Origin of the sequence: Pseudomonas sp. Pseusp3 (assembly GCF_047304225.1) — a bacterium.
Taxonomy (GTDB): Bacteria; Pseudomonadota; Gammaproteobacteria; order Pseudomonadales; family Pseudomonadaceae; genus Aquipseudomonas; species Aquipseudomonas fluorescens_CD.
Genome location: NZ_JBGLYV010000038.1, coordinates 36548 through 58821 on the forward strand (window position 1 = coordinate 36548; position 22274 = coordinate 58821).

At 61.2% G+C, this 22274-nt stretch carries 24 protein-coding genes; 11 read left to right on the plus strand and 13 right to left on the minus strand.

Annotated features, from left to right (window positions below; all coding sequences use genetic code 11):
* Window positions 1-25 precede the first annotated feature (25 nt).
* The 8 genes from ACCD00_RS15065 to ACCD00_RS15100 all read right to left on the minus strand — a co-directional run bounded on the left by ACCD00_RS15065 (window position 26) and on the right by ACCD00_RS15100 (window position 6472).
* Entirely contained in the window at window positions 26-787 is a 762-nt protein-coding gene (locus ACCD00_RS15065) for an anti-sigma factor family protein (protein ID WP_413425657.1), read from the minus strand.
* Entirely contained in the window at window positions 787-1269 is a 483-nt protein-coding gene (locus ACCD00_RS15070) for an RNA polymerase sigma factor (RefSeq protein ID WP_413425701.1), read from the minus strand. The genes ACCD00_RS15065 and ACCD00_RS15070 overlap by 1 nt, the downstream gene beginning before the upstream one ends.
* 66 nt (window positions 1270-1335) lie before the next feature.
* Window positions 1336-1878: a tetratricopeptide repeat protein gene (locus tag ACCD00_RS15075; protein ID WP_413425659.1), complete on the minus strand. Its 543-nt coding sequence runs from the start codon at window positions 1876-1878 to the stop codon at window positions 1336-1338.
* Between the two features lie 409 nt (window positions 1879-2287).
* Window positions 2288-3241 carry a D-2-hydroxyacid dehydrogenase family protein gene (locus ACCD00_RS15080; RefSeq protein WP_413425661.1) on the minus strand — a complete coding sequence of 318 codons (954 nt, stop codon included), beginning with the start codon at window positions 3239-3241 and terminating at the stop codon, window positions 2288-2290.
* A 13-nt stretch (window positions 3242-3254) separates the two neighbouring features.
* Window positions 3255-4280: an alpha/beta fold hydrolase gene (locus ACCD00_RS15085; protein WP_413425663.1), complete on the minus strand. Its 1026-nt coding sequence runs from the start codon at window positions 4278-4280 to the stop codon at window positions 3255-3257.
* A gap of 85 nt (window positions 4281-4365) precedes the next feature.
* Entirely contained in the window at window positions 4366-4800 is a 435-nt protein-coding gene (locus ACCD00_RS15090; protein ID WP_413425665.1) for a YqaA family protein, read from the minus strand.
* Complete coding sequence (locus ACCD00_RS15095) at window positions 4800-5246, minus strand: DUF411 domain-containing protein (protein WP_413425667.1); 447 nt, start codon at window positions 5244-5246, stop codon at window positions 4800-4802. Before ACCD00_RS15095 ends, ACCD00_RS15090 begins: the two co-directional genes overlap by 1 nt.
* 230 nt (window positions 5247-5476) lie before the next feature.
* Window positions 5477-6472 (minus strand): aldo/keto reductase, encoded by a 996-nt coding sequence (locus ACCD00_RS15100; RefSeq protein ID WP_413425669.1) that lies wholly within the window; start codon window positions 6470-6472, stop codon window positions 5477-5479.
* A gap of 117 nt (window positions 6473-6589) precedes the next feature.
* Between ACCD00_RS15100 and ACCD00_RS15105 the strand changes: the two genes are divergently transcribed.
* Window positions 6590-7516 (plus strand): LysR family transcriptional regulator, encoded by a 927-nt coding sequence (locus tag ACCD00_RS15105; RefSeq protein WP_413425671.1) that lies wholly within the window; start codon window positions 6590-6592, stop codon window positions 7514-7516.
* Window positions 7517-7523: 7 nt separating this feature from the next.
* On the opposite strand, the gene ACCD00_RS15110 is transcribed toward ACCD00_RS15105, so the two are convergent.
* Window positions 7524-7661, minus strand: coding sequence for a hypothetical protein (locus ACCD00_RS15110; RefSeq protein WP_413425673.1), 138 nt, complete (start codon window positions 7659-7661; stop codon window positions 7524-7526).
* 157 nt (window positions 7662-7818) lie between these two features.
* On the opposite strand from ACCD00_RS15110, the gene ACCD00_RS15115 reads away from it, so the two are divergent.
* The gene (locus ACCD00_RS15115) at window positions 7819-8007 is read left to right on the plus strand and encodes a hypothetical protein (RefSeq protein ID WP_413425675.1); all 189 of its coding nucleotides are present in this window, start codon (window positions 7819-7821) and stop codon (window positions 8005-8007) included.
* Between the two features lie 8 nt (window positions 8008-8015).
* On the opposite strand, the gene ACCD00_RS15120 is transcribed toward ACCD00_RS15115, so the two are convergent.
* Window positions 8016-8387, minus strand: a complete 372-nt coding sequence (locus tag ACCD00_RS15120) for a fe2+ zn2+ uptake regulation protein (RefSeq protein WP_413425677.1) — start codon at window positions 8385-8387, stop codon at window positions 8016-8018.
* Window positions 8388-8637: 250 nt separating this feature from the next.
* Between ACCD00_RS15120 and ACCD00_RS15125 the strand changes: the two genes are divergently transcribed.
* The gene (locus tag ACCD00_RS15125) at window positions 8638-10980 is read left to right on the plus strand and encodes an acylase (RefSeq protein ID WP_413425679.1); all 2343 of its coding nucleotides are present in this window, start codon (window positions 8638-8640) and stop codon (window positions 10978-10980) included.
* A gap of 58 nt (window positions 10981-11038) precedes the next feature.
* Here the strand turns inward: ACCD00_RS15125 and ACCD00_RS15130 are convergent, their stop codons facing one another.
* Window positions 11039-12040, minus strand: coding sequence for a FecR family protein (locus ACCD00_RS15130; protein ID WP_413425681.1), 1002 nt, complete (start codon window positions 12038-12040; stop codon window positions 11039-11041).
* Between the two features lie 358 nt (window positions 12041-12398).
* On the opposite strand from ACCD00_RS15130, the gene ACCD00_RS15135 reads away from it, so the two are divergent.
* Window positions 12399-13439 (plus strand): Ldh family oxidoreductase, encoded by a 1041-nt coding sequence (locus ACCD00_RS15135; RefSeq protein WP_413425683.1) that lies wholly within the window; start codon window positions 12399-12401, stop codon window positions 13437-13439.
* A 124-nt stretch (window positions 13440-13563) separates the two neighbouring features.
* On the opposite strand, the gene ACCD00_RS15140 is transcribed toward ACCD00_RS15135, so the two are convergent.
* Window positions 13564-13881 (minus strand): DUF883 family protein, encoded by a 318-nt coding sequence (locus ACCD00_RS15140; RefSeq protein WP_413425685.1) that lies wholly within the window; start codon window positions 13879-13881, stop codon window positions 13564-13566.
* Between the two features lie 164 nt (window positions 13882-14045).
* Between ACCD00_RS15140 and ACCD00_RS15145 the strand changes: the two genes are divergently transcribed.
* On the plus strand, window positions 14046-14300 hold the full coding sequence (locus ACCD00_RS15145) for a hypothetical protein (protein WP_057400121.1): 255 nt from the start codon (window positions 14046-14048) through the stop codon (window positions 14298-14300).
* Window positions 14301-14309: 9 nt separating this feature from the next.
* On the opposite strand, the gene ACCD00_RS15150 is transcribed toward ACCD00_RS15145, so the two are convergent.
* Window positions 14310-15218: a LysR substrate-binding domain-containing protein gene (locus tag ACCD00_RS15150; protein WP_413425687.1), complete on the minus strand. Its 909-nt coding sequence runs from the start codon at window positions 15216-15218 to the stop codon at window positions 14310-14312.
* 84 nt (window positions 15219-15302) lie between these two features.
* Between ACCD00_RS15150 and ACCD00_RS15155 the strand changes: the two genes are divergently transcribed.
* The 6 genes from ACCD00_RS15155 to ACCD00_RS15180 all read left to right on the plus strand — a co-directional run bounded on the left by ACCD00_RS15155 (window position 15303) and on the right by ACCD00_RS15180 (window position 22070).
* The gene (locus tag ACCD00_RS15155; RefSeq protein WP_413425689.1) at window positions 15303-16226 is read left to right on the plus strand and encodes a carbon-nitrogen hydrolase family protein; all 924 of its coding nucleotides are present in this window, start codon (window positions 15303-15305) and stop codon (window positions 16224-16226) included.
* 136 nt (window positions 16227-16362) lie between these two features.
* Entirely contained in the window at window positions 16363-18027 is a 1665-nt protein-coding gene (locus ACCD00_RS15160; protein WP_413425691.1) for an AMP-binding protein, read from the plus strand.
* Between the two features lie 16 nt (window positions 18028-18043).
* The gene (locus ACCD00_RS15165) at window positions 18044-18805 is read left to right on the plus strand and encodes an SDR family NAD(P)-dependent oxidoreductase (RefSeq protein ID WP_413425693.1); all 762 of its coding nucleotides are present in this window, start codon (window positions 18044-18046) and stop codon (window positions 18803-18805) included.
* A gap of 12 nt (window positions 18806-18817) precedes the next feature.
* The gene (locus ACCD00_RS15170) at window positions 18818-20011 is read left to right on the plus strand and encodes an acetyl-CoA C-acyltransferase (RefSeq protein ID WP_413425695.1); all 1194 of its coding nucleotides are present in this window, start codon (window positions 18818-18820) and stop codon (window positions 20009-20011) included.
* Window positions 20012-20155: 144 nt separating this feature from the next.
* Complete coding sequence (locus ACCD00_RS15175) at window positions 20156-21283, plus strand: acyl-CoA dehydrogenase (RefSeq protein ID WP_413425697.1); 1128 nt, start codon at window positions 20156-20158, stop codon at window positions 21281-21283.
* A 13-nt stretch (window positions 21284-21296) separates the two neighbouring features.
* A complete protein-coding gene (locus ACCD00_RS15180) occupies window positions 21297-22070 on the plus strand; it encodes an enoyl-CoA hydratase (RefSeq protein ID WP_056724587.1) in 774 nt (257 codons plus the stop codon).
* Window positions 22071-22274: the final 204 nt, after the last annotated feature.

Consider the following 22274-nt stretch of genomic DNA (forward strand, 5'->3'; position numbering starts at 1 on the left):
TGCGTCCAGGTGAAAAAAACGACTATCAAGCGCTCAGCCGACTGCGCAACAGCTTGGCCATCTCCTCCAGATCCGTCATCGACTGATGCCCGATCAGCATCCAGGCGTGTTCCATGTCTGCCCAATACACGATGTTCAGCTCGCGCCGCTGTTCCCGGGCGAAATGGCGGCTGCCGCTGTTGGAGCGGGTGACGCACAGCGCCATGGGGCCGTGCGCCGGATCGAGGTAGGTGATCTGGGCGATGGGCGCACCGTCGTACTCGAGGATTTGCGCACGCTTGAACTCGGCACGGGGCAGGCTCAGTTTTGCCGGTGCGAGGTCAAGGCCCAGGCGCGCATCGATGGTCCGCAGCTGTGCCCGTTGGCTGGCTTCATCAGCGGGTAAATGGTCCAGGGTTTCCGGCACGTAGAGCGCCATGTAATCGGCCACCAGGCCGCGCCAGTTGTGTGTCTTCTGGCTCGCTTGCCAGCCGAGGAACAAACGGTCCGCCAACACGCCGCCGGCCAACAGTCCGGCCGCCGCGGCAAGGAACCAGCGTCGATTGAGCGCAGGGCGGACCGGAGAGGGCAGCGTGGCGAGCATGGCCTGCAGGCGATCCACCGGGGCCTGCCGGGCCAGTTCATCGTAGGCTTCCTTGAACGGCAGGCTACTGCGATTCAGCCATTGCAGACGCAGGCCGAGCATAGGGTCGGCGATGATGGCCGCGTCGATGCGCGAGCGCTGCTCGGCATCGAGTTGGTTGTCGAGGTACGCCACCAGTTGTTCGTCCGAGGGTCTTGCGCTCATCAATGTTCTCCTCGGTTAGGGTTGGGCACCGAGTGCAACGGTGGGTATTCGGCCAATTTCGCACGAGCGGTGGCAAGGCGACTCATGACCGTGCCGATGGGCACTTGCAGCACATCGGCGACTTCGCGGTAGGACAACCCTTCGACGTAGGCGAGAAACACGGTTTCGCGCTGGGCCTCGGGCAATGCATCGACGCGCCGGATGACCTGTGCCGCCAACACGTGGGTCTGCGCCACGGATTCTCCATCGAACGACAAGGCCTGATCGGCATCCACCCAGCCCTGACCTTGACGCACCCGTTGGGCGCGGACTTCGTTGAGCCAGATCGAATGCAGAATGCTCAGCAGCCAGCGGTCCATGCGCGTTCCCTGCTCGTATTGTCCGGCCCGCTCAAGCGCCCGCACGCAGGTGGCCTGTACCAGGTCATCGGCGACATGCCGTTGTCGGGACAGCAGCAGGCCGTAGCGCCATAAACGCGCCAGGTGCTGGTACAGTTCCGTTCGTATTGTCTGATCGCTGGCGATGGCGACCTCCGTCCGCTCGGGTTGTCAGGTTTTCGATGAATCGTTGATGGCTTCGGCCAGGTCCTGGTACTCCTCGCACCGGGTATTGCCGCAGATGGCTTTGATCTGCTGCAGTTGCTCCTGTGCAAGGTCCAGCCGGCCTTTGACCACATAGGCCTCGCCGAGGTATTCACGGACTTGCGCGTATTGCGGGTCGAGTTTTACCGATTGCAGGTAATAACCGATGCCTTCGTCGGTACGTCCCAGTTTACGCGTGGCGTAACCGCGATAGTTCAACGCCTTTGCCGTATTTGGCTGTTTCAGTGTGTCAAGCAGGGCCAGGGCTTCTTCGTAACGCCCGTCCTTGGCCAGTTGATAGGCATAGTTGGTGCGGTCTTCGTCAGGCACCAGGTTGCTGGTCTGCCTGACGCAGCGCTGCGATCGGGTATCGAGCACCTGACCTTTCGGGCAATGGGGTCTGGGGGGAGGCTCGTCACCGCCGCCGCCACCGTTGGCCAAGGCGAGAGTGCCGGACAACGCAACGGTCAGCAACAGCGGGGTCATCAGAACAGCAAAACGAATACTCATGGGCTTGGCTCCACAGGTTCATGCGTTTCAGATCAGGTCGCGCCCGCCGGATGCAGCGCAAGGTCGAAACAGCCAACGGCTTGAACAATTGAAGGGGGCTGTCTGCCCCCGGCAATCTTATGTTCACGGTTGATGTCATGAGAACACCGCAGCAAGAACAATTATTCATTACGTACTGGCGGTATTTTCAAGGAAAGCTCATATCGGGGCGCAGGCATGGTTTTGAGCCTTGCGCAGCTTTGTGTGCGCTGAAGATCCCTGTGGGAGCGGGCTTGCTCGCGAAGGCGGTGTACCAGTCAATGATGATGTTGAATGTTACGGCCTCTTCGCGAGCAAGCCCGCTCCCACATGGGATTTTCGTCGAGCAAAACATCCGGGCGGTGTTTCGACGATGAACGTTGGCGCGCGATCAGCCCAGCAAACGAATGGGGGAGCCGGCAGACCAGGCCTGGATGTCCTCGATCATTTGCGAGAAAAACAGCTGGTAGTTCTGTTGGCTCACGTACCCGACATGGGGTGTTGCCAGCACGTTGTCCAGCGTCCTGAACGGGTGGTGGGCGGGCAGGGGCTCGTGTTCGAAGACGTCCAGAGCGGCACCAGCCAGCCGCTGTTTCTGCAGTGCCTTGATCAAGGCCGCTTCATCGACAATCGGCCCGCGAGCGGTGTTTACCAGCAGCGCCGTGGGCTTCATCCAGCCCAGTGCTTGCGCGTCCACCAGGCCTCGACTGCGGTCGCTGAGCACCAGGTGCACCGACAACACGTCGGCCTGTTCGAACAGTTCCTGCTTGCTGACATAGGTCACACCGACTTGCGCCGCACGTTCGGCGGTGAGGTTTTCACTCCAGGCAATGACGCGCATGCCGAACACCTGGCCGAACTGCGCGACGCGCTGGCCGATGCTGCCCAGACCGAGGATCGCCAGCGTCTTGCCATGCAGGTCGCCACCCAGGCCTTGTTGCCACTGGCCGGCGCGCAAGGCATTGGCTTCGACCACCAGGTTGCGGGTTGCGGCCATGATCAGCGCCCAGGTCAGTTCCGGTGCGGCGTGTTTGTAGCTGTCGGTGCCGCAGACCTGAATGCCCAGTGCGGCGGCGGCTTTCAGGTCAAGCGCGGCGTTGCGCATGCCGCCGGTCACCAGCAGTTTGAGCTTAGGCAGGCGGCGCAGCAGGTCTTCATCGAAGCGGGTGCGTTCGCGCATTACGCAAATCACCTCAAACCCGGCCAGGCGCTCGGCCAGGGATGGGTTATCGGTGGGGTAGTCATGGAGAAAGCTCACCTGGCCGACGCTGTCCAGCGCCGACCAGTCCACCACGTCCCGCGCCACATCCTGCCAATCATCAAGCACTGCAATCTGTACAGGCATCAGCCTTTCCTCTTCAACGCACGGGGTTGGTCTTGTTCAGCCAGGCGAGCAGGGCCTGGTGGAATTGTGCCGGTTGTTCCATCTGTGGCGCGTGGCCCATGCCAGGGAATTCGACTAGCGTGGACTGGGGAATCAGCCTGGCCACCTGTTTGCCGAGGACGTCGTAGTGCCCGATCTTCGCCTTGACCTCGGGAGGGGCGATGTCACTGCCGATGGCGGTGGTATCGGACGTTCCGATCAACAGCAGGGTCGGCATCCGCAGGTTGTGGAATTCGTAGTACACCGGCTGGGTGAAGATCATGTCGTAGATCAGCGCCGAGTTCCACGCGACTTGCGTATGCCCCGGGCCTTTGTTCAGGCCGGCGAGCATGTCGACCCAGCGATCGAATTCAGGTTTCCAGCGGCCGCCGTAATACGTGCTGCGTTCGTAGTTGCGGATACCGTCGGCGCTGAGTTTGAGTTCGCGTCCGTACCATTGATCAACCGTGCGATAGGGCACACCGAGGGCTTTCCAGTCCTCCAGGCCGATAGGGTTGACCAGCGCCAGTTGCTCGACCTGTTCGGGGTATTGCAAGGCATAGCGAGTGGCGAGCATGCCGCCGGTGGAATGCCCCAGCAGAGTCGCTTTCTGGATGCCCAGCGCCTTGAGCAATTGCTGGGTGTTCGTCGCCAGTTGCTGGAAGCTGTACTGATAGTGCGCCGGTTTGCTGGAGGTGCAGAAGCCGATCTGATCCGGGGCGATGACCCGATAGCCGGCGTTGCTGAGGGCTTTGATCGAACTGTCCCAGGTGGCGCCGCAGAAATTCTTGCCGTGCATCAGCACCACGCTGCGACCATTGGCCTTGCCGTGGGCGGCGACGTCCATGTAACCCATTTGCAGGGATTGGCCCTGGGATTCGAACGCAAAGTGCTTGAGCGTGTACGGATAGTCGAAACCCTGGAGTTCGGGACCGTATGCCGGTCCTTCGGCTTGGGCGATGGCGGGCAGTGCGGCGGTCAGCAACAGGCCGTGTAACCAGCGGGAGAGGGGGCGCGGCATGGGGCAACTCCATGGAAAATCCGCCGATGCTGGATCGGCTCGATTAGGGCGACATTAAGCACAGGCAATCGCCGCCCTTGATGGTTCAACCCATCCAGCCCAATGTCGCCACGGCCAGTACACCATAACGGGCGCCTTTGGCCAGGGTGACGATCAGCAGGAACCGCCCCGGTGGCTCGCGCATGACCCCGGCGACCAGCGTCAGCGGATCGCCGATCACCGGTAGCCAACTGAGCAGTAATGACCAATGGCCGTAGCGTTGGTAATGAAACCGGGCTTTTTCCAGATGCCGGGGGCTCACCGGAAACCAGCGCCGGTCGCGGAACCGCTCGATCCCGCGCCCCAGCCACCAGTTAAGCAGCGACCCCAGGACGTTGCCCAGCGTTGCCACTGCCAGCAGCGCCCAGAGCCAATACCGATCGCTGAGCAGCAGTGCGACCAGCACGGCTTCGGATTGCAACGGCAGCAGCGTGGCGGCGCCGAATGCGGCGAAAAACAGCCCGAGGTATGCGCCGGACATCAATGGGCGGGGTAGTCCGCAACCACCACGTCAGTGCCGTCCTTTTTCAGGCCAATGACCTGATAGGCATCGCTCATGCCATCCATTTCCATGCCGGGCGACCCCATGGGCATGCCGGGGGCGGCGACACCGAGCAGATCGTCGCGCTTGCTCAAGGCCAGGACCTGATCGGCCGGGACATGACCTTCGACGAATTTGCCATTGATCAATGCGGTGTGGCACGACGCCAGGCGCGGCGGTACACCGTGCTGTTGCTTGAACTCACTCATGTTGGCTTCGACGTGGTCTTCGACCTTGAAGCCATTGGCCTCCAGGTGGGTGATCCACTTTTTGCAGCAACCACAATTGGCGTCGCGATGAACCTCGATCGGAATGAGGTCGGCGGCCTGGGCCAGGGAAGAAATGAACAGGGCGCTCAGGGCGATCAGACGCAGAGGGTTTCGCATGGGATTCGTCTCGGCTAACGGGCAAAAAACGCATTCTGACCATTTTTCCCGGTCAGGCATTCAAGGAGTGTTTCGAAGTACTACAAAGATCCGCCGTTCGATGATGGTAGATCAACGCTGTCAGGCAGATGAGGGGCACATTACAAAATCGTCAGGTGCAATGGTCTCCCGGCCAAGGCCTGAAGCCGTGTTACCCGGCCCGCCCGATTCATCGAACGGGCCGGTGACCCTTACCGGTCGAGCAGCTTCATGACTTCCTCCGGATAACGCAGGCCAGCGGTGGCATTAGCCGCAAAGACCGACTCCAGCGCGTGCAGCTCTTCGGCGCTCAGCGTCACCTGCAGTGCGGCCACGTTTTCTTCCAGGTATTTACGTTGCTTGGTGCCGGGAATCGGAATCAGGTAATCACCCTGGGCCAGCACCCACGCCAGCGCCAGTTGGCCCGCCGTCACGCCTTTTTCCGCCGCCAGGGCCTGCACTTGCTGCACCAGCAGCAGGTTCTTCGCGAAGTTTTCGCCCTGGAAGCGCGGGCTGAAACGGCGGTAATCGTCTGCGGCGAAATCATCCGGACTTTTCAATGCGCCGGTCAGAAACCCCCGGCCCAACGGGCTATAAGGCACAAAGGCGACGCCCAGGCGCTGGCAGGCTGCCAGGCAACCGTTTTCTTCCTGATCGCGGCTCCACAGCGAATATTCACTTTGCAACGCACTGATCGGATGAACCTTGTGCGCCCGTTCCAGTGTCGTCACCGAGGCCTCGCTCAATCCCAGATAACGGACTTTGCCGGCACTGACCAGATCGGCCATGGCGCCAACGGTTTCTTCAATGGCCACCTGCGGGTCGATGCGGTGCTGGTAATACAGGTCAAGGGTATCCACGCCGAGGCGTTTCAAGCTGCCGTCGATGGACTGGCGAATGTATTCCGGCCGACCGTTGACGCCCCGGGCGCCGGGGTTCGCCGGGTCGCGGACGATACCGAACTTGCTGGCCAGGAACACCTGGTCGCGCTTGCCGGCAATGGCCTTGCCAATCAGTTCTTCATTGCTGTGCGGGCCGTACATATCAGCGGTATCGAGCAGGTTGACGCCCAGTTCCAGCGCGCGATGCAGGGTGGCGGTGGCTTCGCGGGTGTCCGTGCCGGTGGTATAGAAATCGGTCATACCCATGCAACCCAGGCCGATGGCCGAAACCTGCGGACCGTTTTTTCCCAATTGACGTGTGTGCATGAAATCAGCTCCCTGTGAAGTGAATCGCCATTGTTCATCTCGACAGAAACAAGATAAACCGGCTAAAACGGCTATCACTATTCGTTAAATCTAAACAATCTGCCGGTGGAGCCAGCAATGGACCGTTTCAATGCCATGCGCGTCTTTACCCGAATCGTCGAGCTGGGTGGCTTTGCCAGGGCCGCCGACAGCCTGCAATTGCCCCGGGCCTCGGTAACCATCCTGATCAAGCAACTGGAGGCGCATCTGGGGGTGCAACTGTTGCAACGCACCACGCGGCAGATCAGCCTGACGCTCGACGGTGCGGCCTATTACCCACGTTGCGTACGCTTGCTGGCGGATCTTGAAGAGACCGAAGCGGTGTTCAGTGCAGCACGGCACAATCCCAAGGGGCTGTTGCGCGTGGACATGCCGGCGGGAGTGGGGCGCCTGGTGGTGATCCCGGCGCTGCCGCAATTCACCGCCCGCTATCCCTTGATCGAGCTGGAAATCGGCTTGAATGACCGGCCGGTCGACCTGATTCGCGAAGGTGTCGATTGCGTGTTGCGCGGTGGCTCGACGCTGGACGATTCGTTGGTGGCGCGGCCGCTGGTGATGATGGATCAGGTGACCTGTGCCAGCCCTGATTATCTGCAGCGGCACGGAACGCCTCGTTCCCTGGATGACCTGCGCGGGCATCAGGTGGTCGAGTACTTCTCCAGCAGCAGCGGAAAACGCTATGGGCTGGAGTTTGTCGTGGATGGCCAGGTGCAGTCGCTCGACCTGCCCAAGCAGGTGGCGGTCAACAGTGCCGATGGCTATCTGGCGGCGTGCGAGGCCGGATATGGTCTGGTGCAGACGCCGTACTACCATGTGGCGCGGCAACTGGCGGAGGGACGTTTGTGTGAAGTGCTCAAGCAAGTGCCGCCACCGGGCATGCCGATGACGGCGCTGTATCCGCCGCACCGCCAGTTATCCCGGCGGGTGCGGGTGTTTGTCGATTGGCTGGTAGAACTGTGTGCCCAGCCTGGCAATGACTTTTACAGAAAGGACTCGGGATATTGAGCCGCCGTTAACGATGTTGGTAGTAACCCGGTCCGCCATGGCCGTAGTAGTGATCGTGATGCCGGCCCCCATGGGGGTAAATAATGCAACCGCTCAGGGTCAGGAGGGCAAACAGTGGAATCAGCAGTGTGATTCGACGCAACATTTTGGAAATCCTCATGTTATCGCCGTAATGAAGCTAAAAATCTTCATCGGCTGTAACATGAGACCGCGCTTATAGCAGGTCATTCCCGAAACAGGGTAAGCGCCTGGCATGCATGTCGATACAAACCGGATACATTTTTCAGATTCAGGAACCCGCAATGACTCAGTCGCAACGTTTGAAATACTCGATTCTGATCTCCCTGGTGGTACTGGGGATCATGTTTGGCCTTTCCTGGTTGCAGAATACCGGTGTCATCAGCGAAAAAATGTTCCAGTACATCGCCATAGGCGTGGCGGTGGTCGTGGTGGTCATCAATGGCGTGATGCGCCGCAAGGTCAAGCCCTGATCATTCGATCACGGGTTGCGCAGGATGGCGGCAGCCTGAGGGTGCAGGCTGTAGCTTTTGTCGGGGTTGAGGACAATCACGCCTTCGCTGCACAAGCGCTTTAGCACTTCACGCACGCTGAGAAAGGACAATGGAATATCCAGGTCCAGCAATTGGCTGTGCACGCCGCGTACGCCAAGGCTGCGGTCGCTTTCGGCGGCTGCCAGCAAGGCATCGATGACTTTCAGGCGGATCAGGCTGGTGCGCAGGCCATAGCTTTTGAGCAGGATCCTGATGCGCTCGTTGCCGTGGCGATCGCTACGCGGCTCGAATACGCCAACTCCCATGGAAGCACCCTTTGGCGCGTTGCTACCGTCCGTTGGCAGTCGCGAGTTGTACATTGCAAAAACTCCTTTTCAGAGCCTGATCAGGAAAAAGTGGGCGCTCTTACATGACTAGACGTATGAGCAGCGCAAATCATGAAGGCTCGAATGTAGAAATTTTGTCGCCACCGCGTGATCAACCTGTCAGTCCTTGCGCCAATGCGCGGTAAAACCCTAAATTTCTGGTGTGAGCTTCGTCCCTACAGGGAGGCACGGTGCGTGCGGGTATGCGCAGCAGTGGCCATCGTTTTTTCGATCAGGAGCGAGCGTGATTATTTCCAGCCAGTTAGCCAGGTTGAGCCTGGCGGGTGTGACACTGGGGTTGAGCCTGGGGCTGAGCCTTGCTGCGAGCGCGAGCGGTTCGCCTGCGCAAACGAGCGCGGACATCCGCCGAACCGGTTTCGGCGTGCCGCACATCCGTGCCGACAACGAGCGCGGGCTTGGCTACGGCATCGGCTATGCCTACGCCCAGGACAACCTGTGCCTGCTGGCTAACGAGATCGCTACGGTCAATGGTGAGCGCTCACGGTATTTCGGACCGGATCAATTCACCGTCGAAGAGCGGGAGAACCGGGTCAGTGATGTGTTTTTCACCTGGTTGAATACACCACAGGCCGTGGCCGGTTTCTGGCAAGCGCAAATTCCGCAGGTCCGCGAACTCATTGAGGGTTACGTGGCGGGGTATAACCGTTCGCTGGCCGAACGTCGCGCACAGGGTTTGCCGGCGCAATGCCAGGGCGACTGGGTGCGGGATATCACGTCGATGGATCTGGTGAAATTGACCCGGCGCCTGCTGGTCGAGGGCGGAGTCGGGCAATTTGCCGAGGCCCTGGCCGGAGCCGCGCCGCCTGAGGCGGTCACTCTGGCGTCAAACGCCGATTTCCAGGTGGCCGCCACGCGGATGCAGCGCTTTGCCCTGGACCGGGGCAGCAATGCCGTCGCGGTCGGCAGCGAGCGTTCTTTCAACGGGCGCGGCATGTTGCTGGCCAATCCGCACTTTCCGTGGGTGGGCGGCATGCGTTTTTATCAGATGCACCTGACCATTCCCGGCAAACTGGACGTGATGGGCGCGGCGTTGCCCGGCCTGCCGGTGATCAACATCGGTTTCAATCAACATCTGGCCTGGACCCACACCGTGGATTCCTCCAGGCACTTCACGCTGTACCGTCTGCAACTCGACCCCAAGGATTCGACCCGTTACCTGCTCGACGGCCAGTCCCTGCCAATGGACAAGCAAACCCTGACCGTCAACGTCAAACAGGCGGACGGGCAGGTCCAGGCGGTTTCCCGTGTGATCTACAGCTCGAAGTTCGGCCCGGTGGTGCAATGGCCAGGAAAGCTGGATTGGGACCGTCAGTACGCCTACAGCCTGCGCGATGCCAACCTGGATAACGACCGCGTGCTGCAACAGTGGTACGCAATGAACCGCGCTGACAACCTCAAGGATTTCCAGGACTCGGTGCACAAGATCCAGGGGATTCCTTGGGTCAACACGCTGGCGGCGGACGATCAGGGGCAGACGCTGTACATGAACCTGTCGGTGGTGCCCAACGTCAGTGCTGCCAAGCTCGCCCAGTGCAGCGATCCGCGGATCGGCCTGCAGATGATCATCCTCGACGGTTCCAACAGTGCCTGTGCCTGGGACATCGACCCGCTGGCCGCGCAGGCCGGCATCTATGCCTCGGACAAACTACCGCAGTTGCTGCGCAAGGATTTTGTCCAGCACTCCAACGATTCGGCGTGGCTGGCCAACCCGGCACAACCACTGACCGGCTACTCGCCATTGATCAGCCAGGACAATCAGCCACTGGGCTTGCGTTCGCGTTTTGCGCTGGATCGCTTGCATACGCTGGCCAAGGTCGCGCCGGCGGACTTGCAACACATGGTCATGGACGATCAGGTTTATCAGGCCGCTCTAGTGATGCCTGATCTGCTGCAGTTTTGCGCGAAAAATCTCGGTGCCGACGCAAAAGCGCTCACGCCACTGTGCGCCAGCCTCAAAACGTGGGATCGAACGGCAAACCTGAACAGTGGCCTTGGCTTTGTCCACTTCCAGAATGTCATGGAGGCCTTGGAGCCGGTCCCTGATGTCTGGCGCGTGGCGTTCGATCCGCTAGACCCGCAACACACCCCGCGTGGCCTGGCGGTCGATCGTCCGAACGTGGCGCAGGCGCTGCGGGCGGCGATGCTGGCCTCGGTCGAACAAGTCAGCGCTGCTGGTCTCAAACCAGACAGCCGCTGGGGCGATATCCAGGTGGTCAGCAGCGGTAGCCAGCAAACACCGATTCACGGCGGGCCGGGCATGCTGGGGATCTATAACGCGATCCAGAGCGTGCCAAGGTCCGACGGCAAGCATGAAGTGGTCAGCGGCACCAGCTACTTGCAGGTGGTGACCTTTGACGAGCAGGGGCCACAGGCCAAAGGGTTGTTGGCGTTTTCGTTATCGAGCGACCCGGCGTCGAAGTATTCCCGGGATCAGACCCAGGCGTTTTCGAACAAGCAATTGAGCGTGTTGCCGTTCACCGAGCAACAGATCACCGCCGATCCGCAGTATCAGCTACAGACCATCCGTCAACAGGATGAAAAGCCCGCCAAGGTGGCCGCGCAGTGATCTGAAGGGGTGCTGAAACGAACGAGGAAGGCCGCACCCGGCAAGGGTTGCGGCCTTTTCAGCTTTTTGGGGTCTTTTGCGGAATCGCGTTGACCACCAGATTGCCGTTGTCATTGCGCGTCAGGTACACCGGCAGCACGCGGGGCAGGGACTTCACCAGACCGTTGATCTCCTTGATGCTATAGATGCCGCCGATGTGGATCGAACCGGTGCTGTTGTCAGCGATCTTCAACGGCTTTTCCAGGTAACGGTTGATCAATGGCAATGCATCGGCCAGCGCCAGATCGTCGAGCACCAGTTTGCCCTGGCGCCAGGCCAGCGAACTGTCGTTGTCATAGGTATCGCTGATGCGCGGAGTGAAATCGCCGCGGCGATAGCTTGCCTGCATCGCCGGACCCAGCCGCAGTCCGTCGCCGGACAGGTTATCGTTGCTGCTGACCAGCACCGAGCCTTCGATCAGGTTCACCTTCACCTGGTCTTCATACATCCAGACGTTGAACTTGGTCCCGGTCACGCGTATGCGGCCTTCAGCCGCCTTGACGATAAACGGGTGACGAGTGTCATGGCTGACGCTGAAGAACGCCTCGCCTTTTTTCAGCGTGACTTGCCGCTGATTCTTGTAGTTGCTGTAGGTCAGCTCGCTGCCCAGGTTCAACTCAACCTGACTGCCATCGTTCAAGGTGACCGTGCGGACATTGTCGGTCGATTCGAAATGCTGGTACGAGTTGGGCAGCCAGCCCAGGTGCCAGCCGCTGTACGCGGCCAGCGGTAACGCCAGGGCACACACGGCAGCCGCTATGCCCATGGTGCGCCAGGGCGTCTGCGGTTTGGCATGAACCATCGGCATGACGGGGGCGGGGCAAGGCAGGTCCCCGGCAACATCCCAGATATCCAGCATCGCCTCGTACTCGAAGGCGTGGAGCGGATGCGCATCCCGCCATTGCGCGAACGCCTGGCGCTCTTGCTCAGTGCAATCATTGGCGTGCAGGCGCATGCACCAATGCGCTGCGGCATCGGTGATGGCGTCGTATTCGGCTTCCGAGAGCGTGTGGTCGGTCATTGGCTCATCCTGATTTCGTGCATTCTAACCTTGGGGGAAGTCTGCGAGAACATCAGTCATGGCAATTACCCATCAAAGTGCGTTTATTTTTCGCCAGAGTGCTGCGTTCTTTTCGGATGGGAGAATTCGTGGACCTGCCCGGTGGACCAACGTTGAGGCGCGGCGCAATACGCCAATGGAAGGAGCGTCGAGACGAAAAATCGGCGCCGGGGCGCAGGCGGTAGATAGTTAACGCATGGGCGGCTGGCGTTCGTGCCAGCCTGCGCAATCGAAGGGTTGACAGCTCGCTCCCGGCGCGTTGTTAATCGGCGGTCTACGTACGCTGTTGCCCCCTCCAATAATTAGTCTGGAGCTTCAGATGTCTGCGCCACACGATCACGCGTCCACTGCGGTCTCGCAATACCTGTCCCTTGAAGCGTTGAGCGCTTTGCTGGAGAAGATTTTCTTGCGTCACGGCACCTCGGCCGATGTCGCCAGGGTGCTGGCGCAAAACTGCGCGGGCGCCGAGCGCGACGGCGCGCACAGCCACGGCGTGTTCCGGATGCCGGGTTATGTGTCCACGCTGCAAAGTGGCTGGGTCAACGGCCAGGCCGTTCCGATCGTCGAAGATGTGGCTTCAGGTTTCGTGCGGGTCGATGCCGCCAACGGTTTTGCGCAACCGGCCCTGGCGGCCGCACGCGAGCTGTTGGTTGAGAAAGCGCGGAGCGCCGGAATCGCGGTACTGGCGATTCGCAACTCACACCATTTCGCTGCGCTGTGGCCGGATGTCGAACCTTTTGCCTATGAAGGCCTGGTGGCCTTGAGTGTGGTCAACAGCATGACCTGCGTGGTGCCCCACGGTGCCGACCGGCCGCTGTTCGGCACCAACCCGATTGCCTTCGCCGCCCCGCGGGCCGACGGCGAACCGATTGTCTTCGACCTTGCCACCAGTGCCATTGCCCATGGTGATGTGCAAATTGCCGCGCGCGAGGGTAAACGCTTGCCGGCAGGGATGGGCGTGGACAGCCTCGGCCAGCCGACCACAGACCCGAAAGCAATTCTCGAGGGCGGCGCGTTGCTGCCGTTTGGCGGGCACAAGGGCTCGGCGTTGTCGATGATGGTCGAGCTGCTGGCGGCGGCACTGACCGGGGGGAATTTTTCCTTCGAATTCGACTGGAAGAACCACCCTGGCGCCAAGACGCCCTGGACTGGCCAATTGCTGATCGTGATCGATCCGGGCAAAGCGGCGGGGCAAAGCTTTGCCGAACGCAGCCAGGAACTGGTGCGTCAAATGCACGGGGTCGGCTTGAAGCGCTTGCCGGGTGACCGGCGTCATCATCAGCGCGCCAGGTCGCAGGTCAACGGCATCGAGCTGGATGCCAAGACGCTGGCGAACCTGCGGGAGCTGGCGGGCGTCTGACGCTGTCAGCCTTGTGGGAGCGGGCTTGCTCGCGAAGGCGTCGTGTCAGCCGATAGCTTGGTTGCTGACACACCGCCTTCGCGAGCAAGCCCGCTCCCACACAGGGTTCAGTTTTTGCCAGTATTTAGCGCCGCCCCAACAACAACCCCACCACCAGGCCGAACCCGGCAGAAATCGCCACGGTTTGCCATGGATGCCCGCCGATATAGGTTTCAGTGGCCTCGACCGCGGGCAGCGTCCGGTCGCGCACGCTGGTTACCGAATCCCTGGCCTGCCGGAGTTTCAGCGCGATTTGTCCGCGAATGGTGTCCGCTTCTTCCCCGACCAGTGAAGCGCTGCTTTTCAGCAGTTTTTCCGACTCTTCGATCAGCGATTGAAGTTCGCTGAACGCCAGATCCTTGATTTGGTCTTCGGCGGCTTGCGCGGTGGTTTTGCGGACCATTGAAGTACTCCTTGCAGGTAAGTGGACAGTGAACAATGGAGTCTGCGGTTGTCGGAAAAGTTGCAGCTATTTTGCCCAGTGAGGCCATCTTGCTGAAAAACCGGCGCAGGACATTTCGTCCTACAGTGTAAGATGTCGCCTATTTTACGCAGCAGGAAAATCCCATGAGCTTCAATCTGGCCGACAAACCCCTCGCCGAGCGCGCTGCGCTTGAAGACGAGAAATCCCGTCTGTTCGAACTCTGGCAAAACAATCTGGGCAAAGCCAAGGGTGAGGCCGCGCGGTTGTTCGGCGAACGGGCCAAGCGCAAAGGCAAGTGGGCGGAATGGGTGCGCGCCGAGCTGGACGGTATGTCGCCCCCGGAATTCGCCAACATGGTGCGCAGTGAAGTCAATCGCCTGATGGCCGCCAACAAGTAATATCGGCTGTCACGCGAAACTTGCGACAATCGCTTCACGCACTTTCAACACCACCGGATCGAGTTGGGTGCTGGTGCGCCAGCCCAGCTCGATCGGGTAACGTGGCAACGCCAAGGGGCAGGGCAGCAACGCCAGTCCGCTGAGCGTTGCGATGCTTTGCGCCGCATGAGCCGGAATGGTCGCAACGGCCTGGCTGCCCTTGAGCAAATGCGGCAGCGCGGCAAAGTGCGTGGTCGAGGCGCACACCCGCCGACTCAACCCCAGCGCGGCCAACCCCTCGTCGGTAATCCCGATAAAACCGCCGGACGACACCAGAATGTGTTCGCGGGCGACAAACTCTTCAAGACTGATGCTCTGCTGGCCCGCGCCCAGGCTCGACGGGTCCGCCAGGCACAGGTATCCGCCTTCCCCCAGTACCTGACGGCTGAGCAGCCGCTCGGCAACCCCGCCCGCGGTGATCGCCAGGTCGATGCTGCGCTCCATCAACGCCTGGGCGACGATCTGGCTGTGGGTCTGGCGGAAAATCAGCCGCAGCTTCGGCGCGGTACGGGCGATTTCTTCAATCATCCGCCGGCCGTAGGCAATTTCGAAATCATCCGACATTCCCACAGTGACCGAGCGACCGTCGTACTGCTGTGCGGCCGGATCGACCATCGCCAGGCTCTGCCGGCATTTGTTCAGGGCATCGCTGACCACCGGCTTGAGCTGATTGGCCTTGAGCGAGGGGGCCAGGCCTCGTCCGGTGCGCACGAACAGCTGATCGCCATACACCTCGCGCAACCGCCGCAGTGCTGCACTGACCGCCGATTGCGTCACGCCCAGGCGCAAGGCGGCACGACTGGCGCTGGACTCCTCGTGCAGCGCTTCGAAGACTTTGAGCAGGTTGAGGTCGATGTCTGTGATATTCATTTGGCTCATATCATTCAGCAGTGAGTCGGTCTTTATTGATGATTGCGTGACGCTGGATAATGAGCAACACCTGATGCGAATGGAGTTTCCGATATGCCCAAATCAATCGTTGCGGCCCTGCAAATCGGCGCATTGCCCGGCGGCAAGGCTGAAACCCTGGAACAGATCCTGTCCTATGAAAACGCGATCATCGAATCCGGCGCCGGGTTGGTGGTGATGCCGGAAGCGCTGCTGGGCGGTTATCCCAAAGGTGAGGGCTTTGGTACGCAATTGGGTTATCGCCTGCCGGAAGGTCGCGAAGCCTTTGCCCGCTATTTTGCCAATGCCATCGACGTGCCCGGCGCGGAAACCGAGGCGTTGGCGGCGCTGTCCGCCCGCACTGGGGCCAATCTGGTGATCGGCGTGATCGAGCGTGCGGGCAGCACGTTGTACTGCACCGCGCTGTACTTTGATCCGCAGGCCGGTCTGGTGGCCAAACACCGCAAACTGATGCCCACCGGCACCGAACGGCTGATCTGGGGCAAGGGCGATGGTTCGACGCTGCCGGTGATCGACAGCCAGGTCGGGCGTGTCGGTGCGGCGGTGTGCTGGGAAAACATGATGCCGTTGCTGCGCACGGCGATGTACGCCAAGGGCGTGGAGGTGTGGTGCGCGCCGACCGTGGACGAACGGGAGATGTGGCAGGTCAGCATGCGCCACATCGCCCATGAGGGGCGTTGTTTCGTGGTCAGTGCCTGTCAGGTCCAGGCCTCACCCAAGGCCCTGGGCGTGGACATCGCCAACTGGCCGGCGGATCGGCCATTGATCGCCGGTGGCAGTGTGATCGTAGGTCCCATGGGCGACATCCTCGCCGGACCGTTGCGTGACAGCGCCGGTCTGCTTACCGCGCAAATCGACACTGACGACCTGGTACGCGCCCGCTACGACTACGACGTGGTCGGCCACTACGCGCGGCCGGATGTTTTCGAACTGACCGTGGACGAGCGCGCCAAACCCGGAGTGCGCTTCATCGCTTGATACCCTGCGGGCTTTGGCCAAAGCAGTCAGACAACTTGATAACTTTGACCATTGCCCGACACCCCGCGCAGAGCGAGTATTTCCCTGTTGATTACGGTTCCCCCAACCTAATAAGAAACACAGAGGGATTCTGGCAATGCGCGATTACTTGTCTGCTACTTCTCAGTTCAATTATCAGCACACCGTCGACACCGCACTCGCAGGCGATCTGACCGCCCTCAACGCCTGTGTCGAATGTTGTGACCGGCATGCCTTGCCGGGCCGCATCGCGCTGTTCTGGGAAGGACGCGACGGCACCAGTGCGACCTATACCTTCACCGAACTGCAGGACAAGGCCGCGCGTTTCGCCAATTACCTACAGGCCTTGGGCGTGAAGAAAGGCGACAAGGTGGCCGGCCTGTTGCCACGCAATATCGAACTGCTGATCACCGTGTTCGCCACCTGGCGCATCGGTGCGGTGTATCAACCGCTGTTTACCGCGTTCGGCCCCAAAGCCATCGAGCACCGCCTGAGCTGCTCTGGCGCCAAAGTGGTGGTCACCGATGCGGTGAACCGGCCGAAACTGGCCGAAGTCGCCGATTGCCCGACCACGGTGACCGTCACAGGCCCCAAAGGGCAGGGCCTGGTTCGTGGCGATTGCAGTTTCTGGGCCGAACTGGCCAACTATTCCGCCGACTGTGAGCCTGTATTGCTGACCGGGGAAGATCCGTTCCTGCTGATGTTCACTTCGGGCACCACCGGTCCGTCGAAAGCCCTGTCGGTGCCGCTCAAGGCCATCGTTGCGTTCCAGAGCTACACCCGCGATGCGGTGGATCTGCGCCCGGAAGACGCCTTCTGGAACGTCGCAGATCCGGGTTGGGCCTACGGTATCTATTTCGGTGTCACGGGGCCGATGGCCATGGGGCATCCGATCACCTTTTACGATGGCCCGTTCACCCTGGAAAGCACCTGCCGGGTGATCAACAAGTACGGGATTACCAATCTCACCGGTTCGCCGACCGCCTACCGTTTGCTGATTGCCGGCGGCGACGAATTCGCCAGATCGATCAAGGGCAAGCTGCGCATCGTCAGCAGCGCCGGCGAGCCGCTGAACCCGGAAGTGATCCGCTGGTTCGCCGACAACCTCGACGTGGTGATCCACGACCATTACGGCCAGACCGAACTGGGCATGGTGCTGTGCAACCACCACGGCCTTGAACATCCGATTCACATGGGCGCGGCCGGTTTTGCCTCGCCAGGCCACCGCATCGTGGTCCTGGATGACGAATACAAGGAACTGGGCGTTGGCCAGCCGGGCATTCTGGCCATCGACCGCAGCCAATCGCCGATGTGCTGGTTCGCCGGCTACGAAGGCGGGCCGACCAAGGCCTTTGTCGGCAACTATTACCTGAGTGGCGACACCGTCGAGTGGAACCCGGACGGCAGCATCAGCTTCGTCGGTCGCAGCGATGACGTGATCACCACCTCCGGTTACCGGGTCGGTCCGTTCGACGTGGAAAGCGCGCTGATCGAACACCCGGCCGTGGTCGAGGCCGCAGTGATCGGCAAACCCGATCCGGAGCGCACCGAACTGGTCAAGGCCTTTGTCGTGCTCAGCCCGCAATACCGCGCAGAACCTGCGTTGGCCGAAGAGCTGCGGCAACACGTGCGCAAGCGTCTGGCGGCGCATTCCTACCCCCGCGAAATCGAATTTGTCAGCGAGTTGCCGAAAACCCCAAGCGGCAAATTGCAGCGCTTTATCTTGCGCAACCAGGAAATCGCCAAGGCTCAAGAGGCCGCGGCGAAGAACGTTCCAGCTTGAATCCAGGGAAACAATGATGCAGATCGAGAACAAGATATTTATCGTCACGGGTGGCGCTTCCGGCCTTGGTGCAGCCACTGCCGAGGTGCTGGTTGCCGCAGGCGCGAAAGTGATGCTGGTGGACATGAACGCCGAAGCCGTTGCCGCCCAGGCCCAGCGCCTTGGCGCGCACAGCGTGGTGGCGGACATCAGCAACGAAGCAGCGGCCGAAGCCGCCGTGCAGGCGACGGTCAAGGCCTTTGGCGGCCTCAATGGCCTGGTCAATTGCGCCGGCATCGTGCGTGGCGAGAAGATTCTTGGCAAGAATGGCCCGCACGCGCTGGCCAGCTTCAGCCAGGTGATCAACGTCAACCTGATCGGCAGCTTCAATATGCTGCGCCTTGCGGCAGCGGCGATTGCGGAAACCGAAGCGGACGCCGATGGCGAACGCGGCGTGATCATCAATACCGCGTCTGCCGCGGCTTACGACGGTCAGATCGGTCAGGCGGCCTACTCGGCGTCCAAAGGTGCGATTGTCAGCCTGACCTTGCCCGCTGCCCGCGAACTGGCGCGTTTCGGCATCCGTGTCATGACGATCGCTCCCGGCATCTTCGAAACGCCGATGATGGCCGGCATGACCCAGGAAGTCCGCGACTCCCTGGCGGCTGGCGTGCCATTTCCGCCGCGCCTGGGCAAACCGGGCGAGTATGCCGCGCTGGTCAGGCATATCATTGAAAACAGCATGCTCAATGGCGAGGTGATCCGTCTCGACGGTGCCTTGCGCATGGCCGCCAAATAAGGAGGATTTGTCATGACAATGTCCAACGATCCGATTGTAATCGTCAGCGCCGTCCGCACCCCGATGGGCGGTTTCCAGGGCGAACTGAAAAGCCTGACGGCGCCGCAACTCGGCGCTGCCGCCATCAAGGCCGCGGTTGAACGTGCCGGCGTCGCCAGTGATAGCGTCGACGAAGTGCTGTTCGGCTGCGTACTGCCGGCAGGCCTCGGCCAAGCCCCGGCGCGTCAGGCGGCGCTGGGTGCCGGGCTGGATAAATCGACCCGCTGCACCACCTTGAACAAGATGTGCGGTTCCGGCATGGAAGCGGCGATCCTGGCCCACGACATGCTGGTGGCCGGCAGTGCCGACGTGGTGGTCGCCGGTGGCATGGAAAGCATGTCCAACGCGCCTTACCTGCTGGACCGCGCCCGTGCCGGCTACCGCATGGGCCATGGCCGGGTGCAGGACTCGATGTTCCTGGACGGCCTCGAAGACGCCTACGACAAGGGCCGCCTGATGGGCACCTTCGCCGAAGACTGCGCCGAAACCAACAGCTTCAGCCGTGAAGCCCAGGACGCGTTCGCCATCGCCTCGACCACTCGCGCCCAGCAGGCGATCAAGGACGGCAGCTTCAGGGACGAAATCGTGCCGCTCACCGTGACGGTCGGCAAAGAGCAGGTTGTGATCAGCAATGACGAGCAGCCGCCCAAAGCCAAGCTGGACAAGATCGCTTCGTTGAAACCGGCGTTCCGTGAAGGCGGTACGGTGACGGCGGCCAACTCCAGTTCGATCTCCGACGGTGCCGCCGCACTGGTGCTGATGCGCCAGTCGCAGGCACAGAAGCAAGGCCTGAAACCGTTGGCGGTGATTCATGGCCACGCTGCGTTCGCCGATACCCCGGGCCTGTTCCCGGTGGCACCGATTGGCGCAATCAGGAAGTTGATGAAGAAAACCGGCTGGTCGCTCAATGACGTAGATCTGGTGGAAGTCAACGAAGCCTTCGCCGTGGTCGGCATGGCCGCGATGACTCATCTGGAAATTCCCCACGAGAAACTCAACGTGCACGGCGGTGCTTGCGCCCTCGGTCATCCGATCGGGGCGTCCGGTGCGCGGATTCTCGTGACCTTGCTCTCGGCCCTGCGCCAGAAGGGCCTGAAGCGTGGTGTCGCGGCGATTTGCATTGGTGGCGGTGAAGCGACGGCGATGGCCGTGGAATGCCTGTATTAAGACTTGCGCAGTCCCTGTAGGAGCGAGCTTGCTCGCGAAGGGCGTCAACGATGACGAGGTCTGCCTGGATGAATGCGGCGCTCTCAGGCCCTTCGCGAGCAAGCTCGCTCCTACAGGGGGCGATTACATTTTTAAGGATTCACCATGATCCCCAATGACGACCAACAACAGATCCGCGACATGGCCCGGGACTTTGCCCAGGAACGGCTGAAACCGTTCGCGGCCGAGTGGGACCGTGAGCATCGCTTTCCCAAGGAAGCCATTGGCGAAATGGCCGGGCTGGGCTTCTTCGGCATGCTGGTGCCGGAGCAGTGGGGCGGATGCGACACCGGTTACCTGGCCTACGCCATGGCGCTGGAAGAAATCGCCGCCGGCGATGGCGCCTGTTCGACCATCATGAGTGTGCACAACTCCGTGGGTTGTGTGCCGATCCTCAACTACGGCACGGATGAGCAGAAAGAGCGCTTCCTCAAGCCGCTGGCCAGCGGCGCGATGCTCGGCGCATTCGCCCTGACTGAACCCCAGGCCGGTTCCGACGCCAGCGGCCTGAAAACCCGCGCGCGCCTGGAGGGCGATCATTACGTGCTCAACGGTTGCAAGCAGTTCATCACCTCCGGGCGCAATGCCGGGGTGGTGATCGTGTTTGCAGTGACCGATCCGGGCGCCGGCAAACGCGGTATCAGCGCTTTTATCGTGCCGACCGATTCGCCGGGCTACACCGTTGCGCGGGTCGAAGACAAGCTCGGTCAGCATGCGTCCGACACTTGCCAGATCCTTTTCGAAGACGTGAAGGTGCCGGTGGCCAATCGCTTGGGCGAGGAGGGCGAAGGCTACAGGATTGCCCTGGCCAACCTTGAAGGCGGCCGCGTCGGGATCGCTTCGCAATCGGTGGGCATGGCCCGCGCCGCGTTCGAAGCGGCTCGCGACTACGCCCGTGAGCGCGAGAGTTTCGGCAAGCCCATCATCGAGCACCAGGCCGTGGCGTTCCGCCTGGCGGACATGGCGACCCAGATCGCCGTGGCGCGGCAAATGGTGCACTACGCCGCCGCCCTGCGTGACAGCGGCAAGCCGGCGCTGGTCGAAGCGTCGATGGCCAAGTTGTTCGCCTCGGAAATGGCCGAGAAGGTATGCTCCTCGGCGCTGCAAACCCTTGGCGGTTACGGTTACCTCAACGACTTCCCGGTGGAGCGGATCTACCGCGACGTGCGGGTCTGCCAGATCTACGAAGGCACCAGCGATATTCAACGCATGGTCATTTCGCGCAATTTATAAGAAGGAGTCCCTTGTGAACTACGAAACGATTTTGTTGGAAACCCATGGCCGCGTTGGCCTGATCACCCTCAACCGTCCGCAAGCGTTGAACGCGTTGAATGCGCAGATCGTCAGCGAACTGAACCAGGCCCTCGACGGCTTTGAGGCTGACTCGAACATCGGCTGCATCGTCCTGACCGGTTCGAAAAAAGCCTTTGCCGCCGGTGCCGACATCAAGGAAATGGCTGAGCTGACCTATCCGCAGATCTACATCGACGACCTGTTCAGCGACAGCGACCGTGTGGCCAACCGCCGCAAGCCGATCATCGCGGCGGTCAACGGTTTCGCCCTGGGCGGCGGCTGTGAGCTGGCGTTGATGTGCGACTTCATCCTGGCGGGCGACAATGCCCGATTTGGTCAGCCGGAAATCAACCTCGGCGTGTTGCCGGGCATGGGCGGCACCCAGCGCCTGACTCGCGCCGTGGGCAAGGCCAAGGCCATGGAAATGTGCCTGAGCGGGCGTTTGATCGATGCCGTGGAAGCCGAGCGTTGCGGCATCGTGGCGCGTATCGTGCCGAGCGATGAGCTGTTGGATGAAGCGCTGAAAGTCGCCGCGTTGATCGCCAAGAAGTCGTTGCCGATTGCGATGATGGTCAAGGAAAGCGTCAACCGTGCCTTTGAAGTGAGCCTGGCCGAAGGCGTGCGCTTTGAGCGCCGGGTGTTCCATGCGGCATTTGCGACGCAGGATCAGAAGGAAGGGATGGCGGCGTTCATTGCCAAGCGTGAGGCGGAGTTCCAAGGCAAGTGATGCGGCGCTTTCGCTGACGCCATCGCGAGCGAGCTCGCTCCTACATTGAATCTCTGTAGGAGCGAGCCTGCTCGCGAAAAAACCAAGGGCACCGAGTAGATTCAGGTGCCCCGCGTCATCGTTGACTGCCATCGCGAGCGAGCTCGCTCCTACATTGAATCCCTGTAGGAGCGAGCCTGCTCGCGAAAAACCCAAGGGCACCGG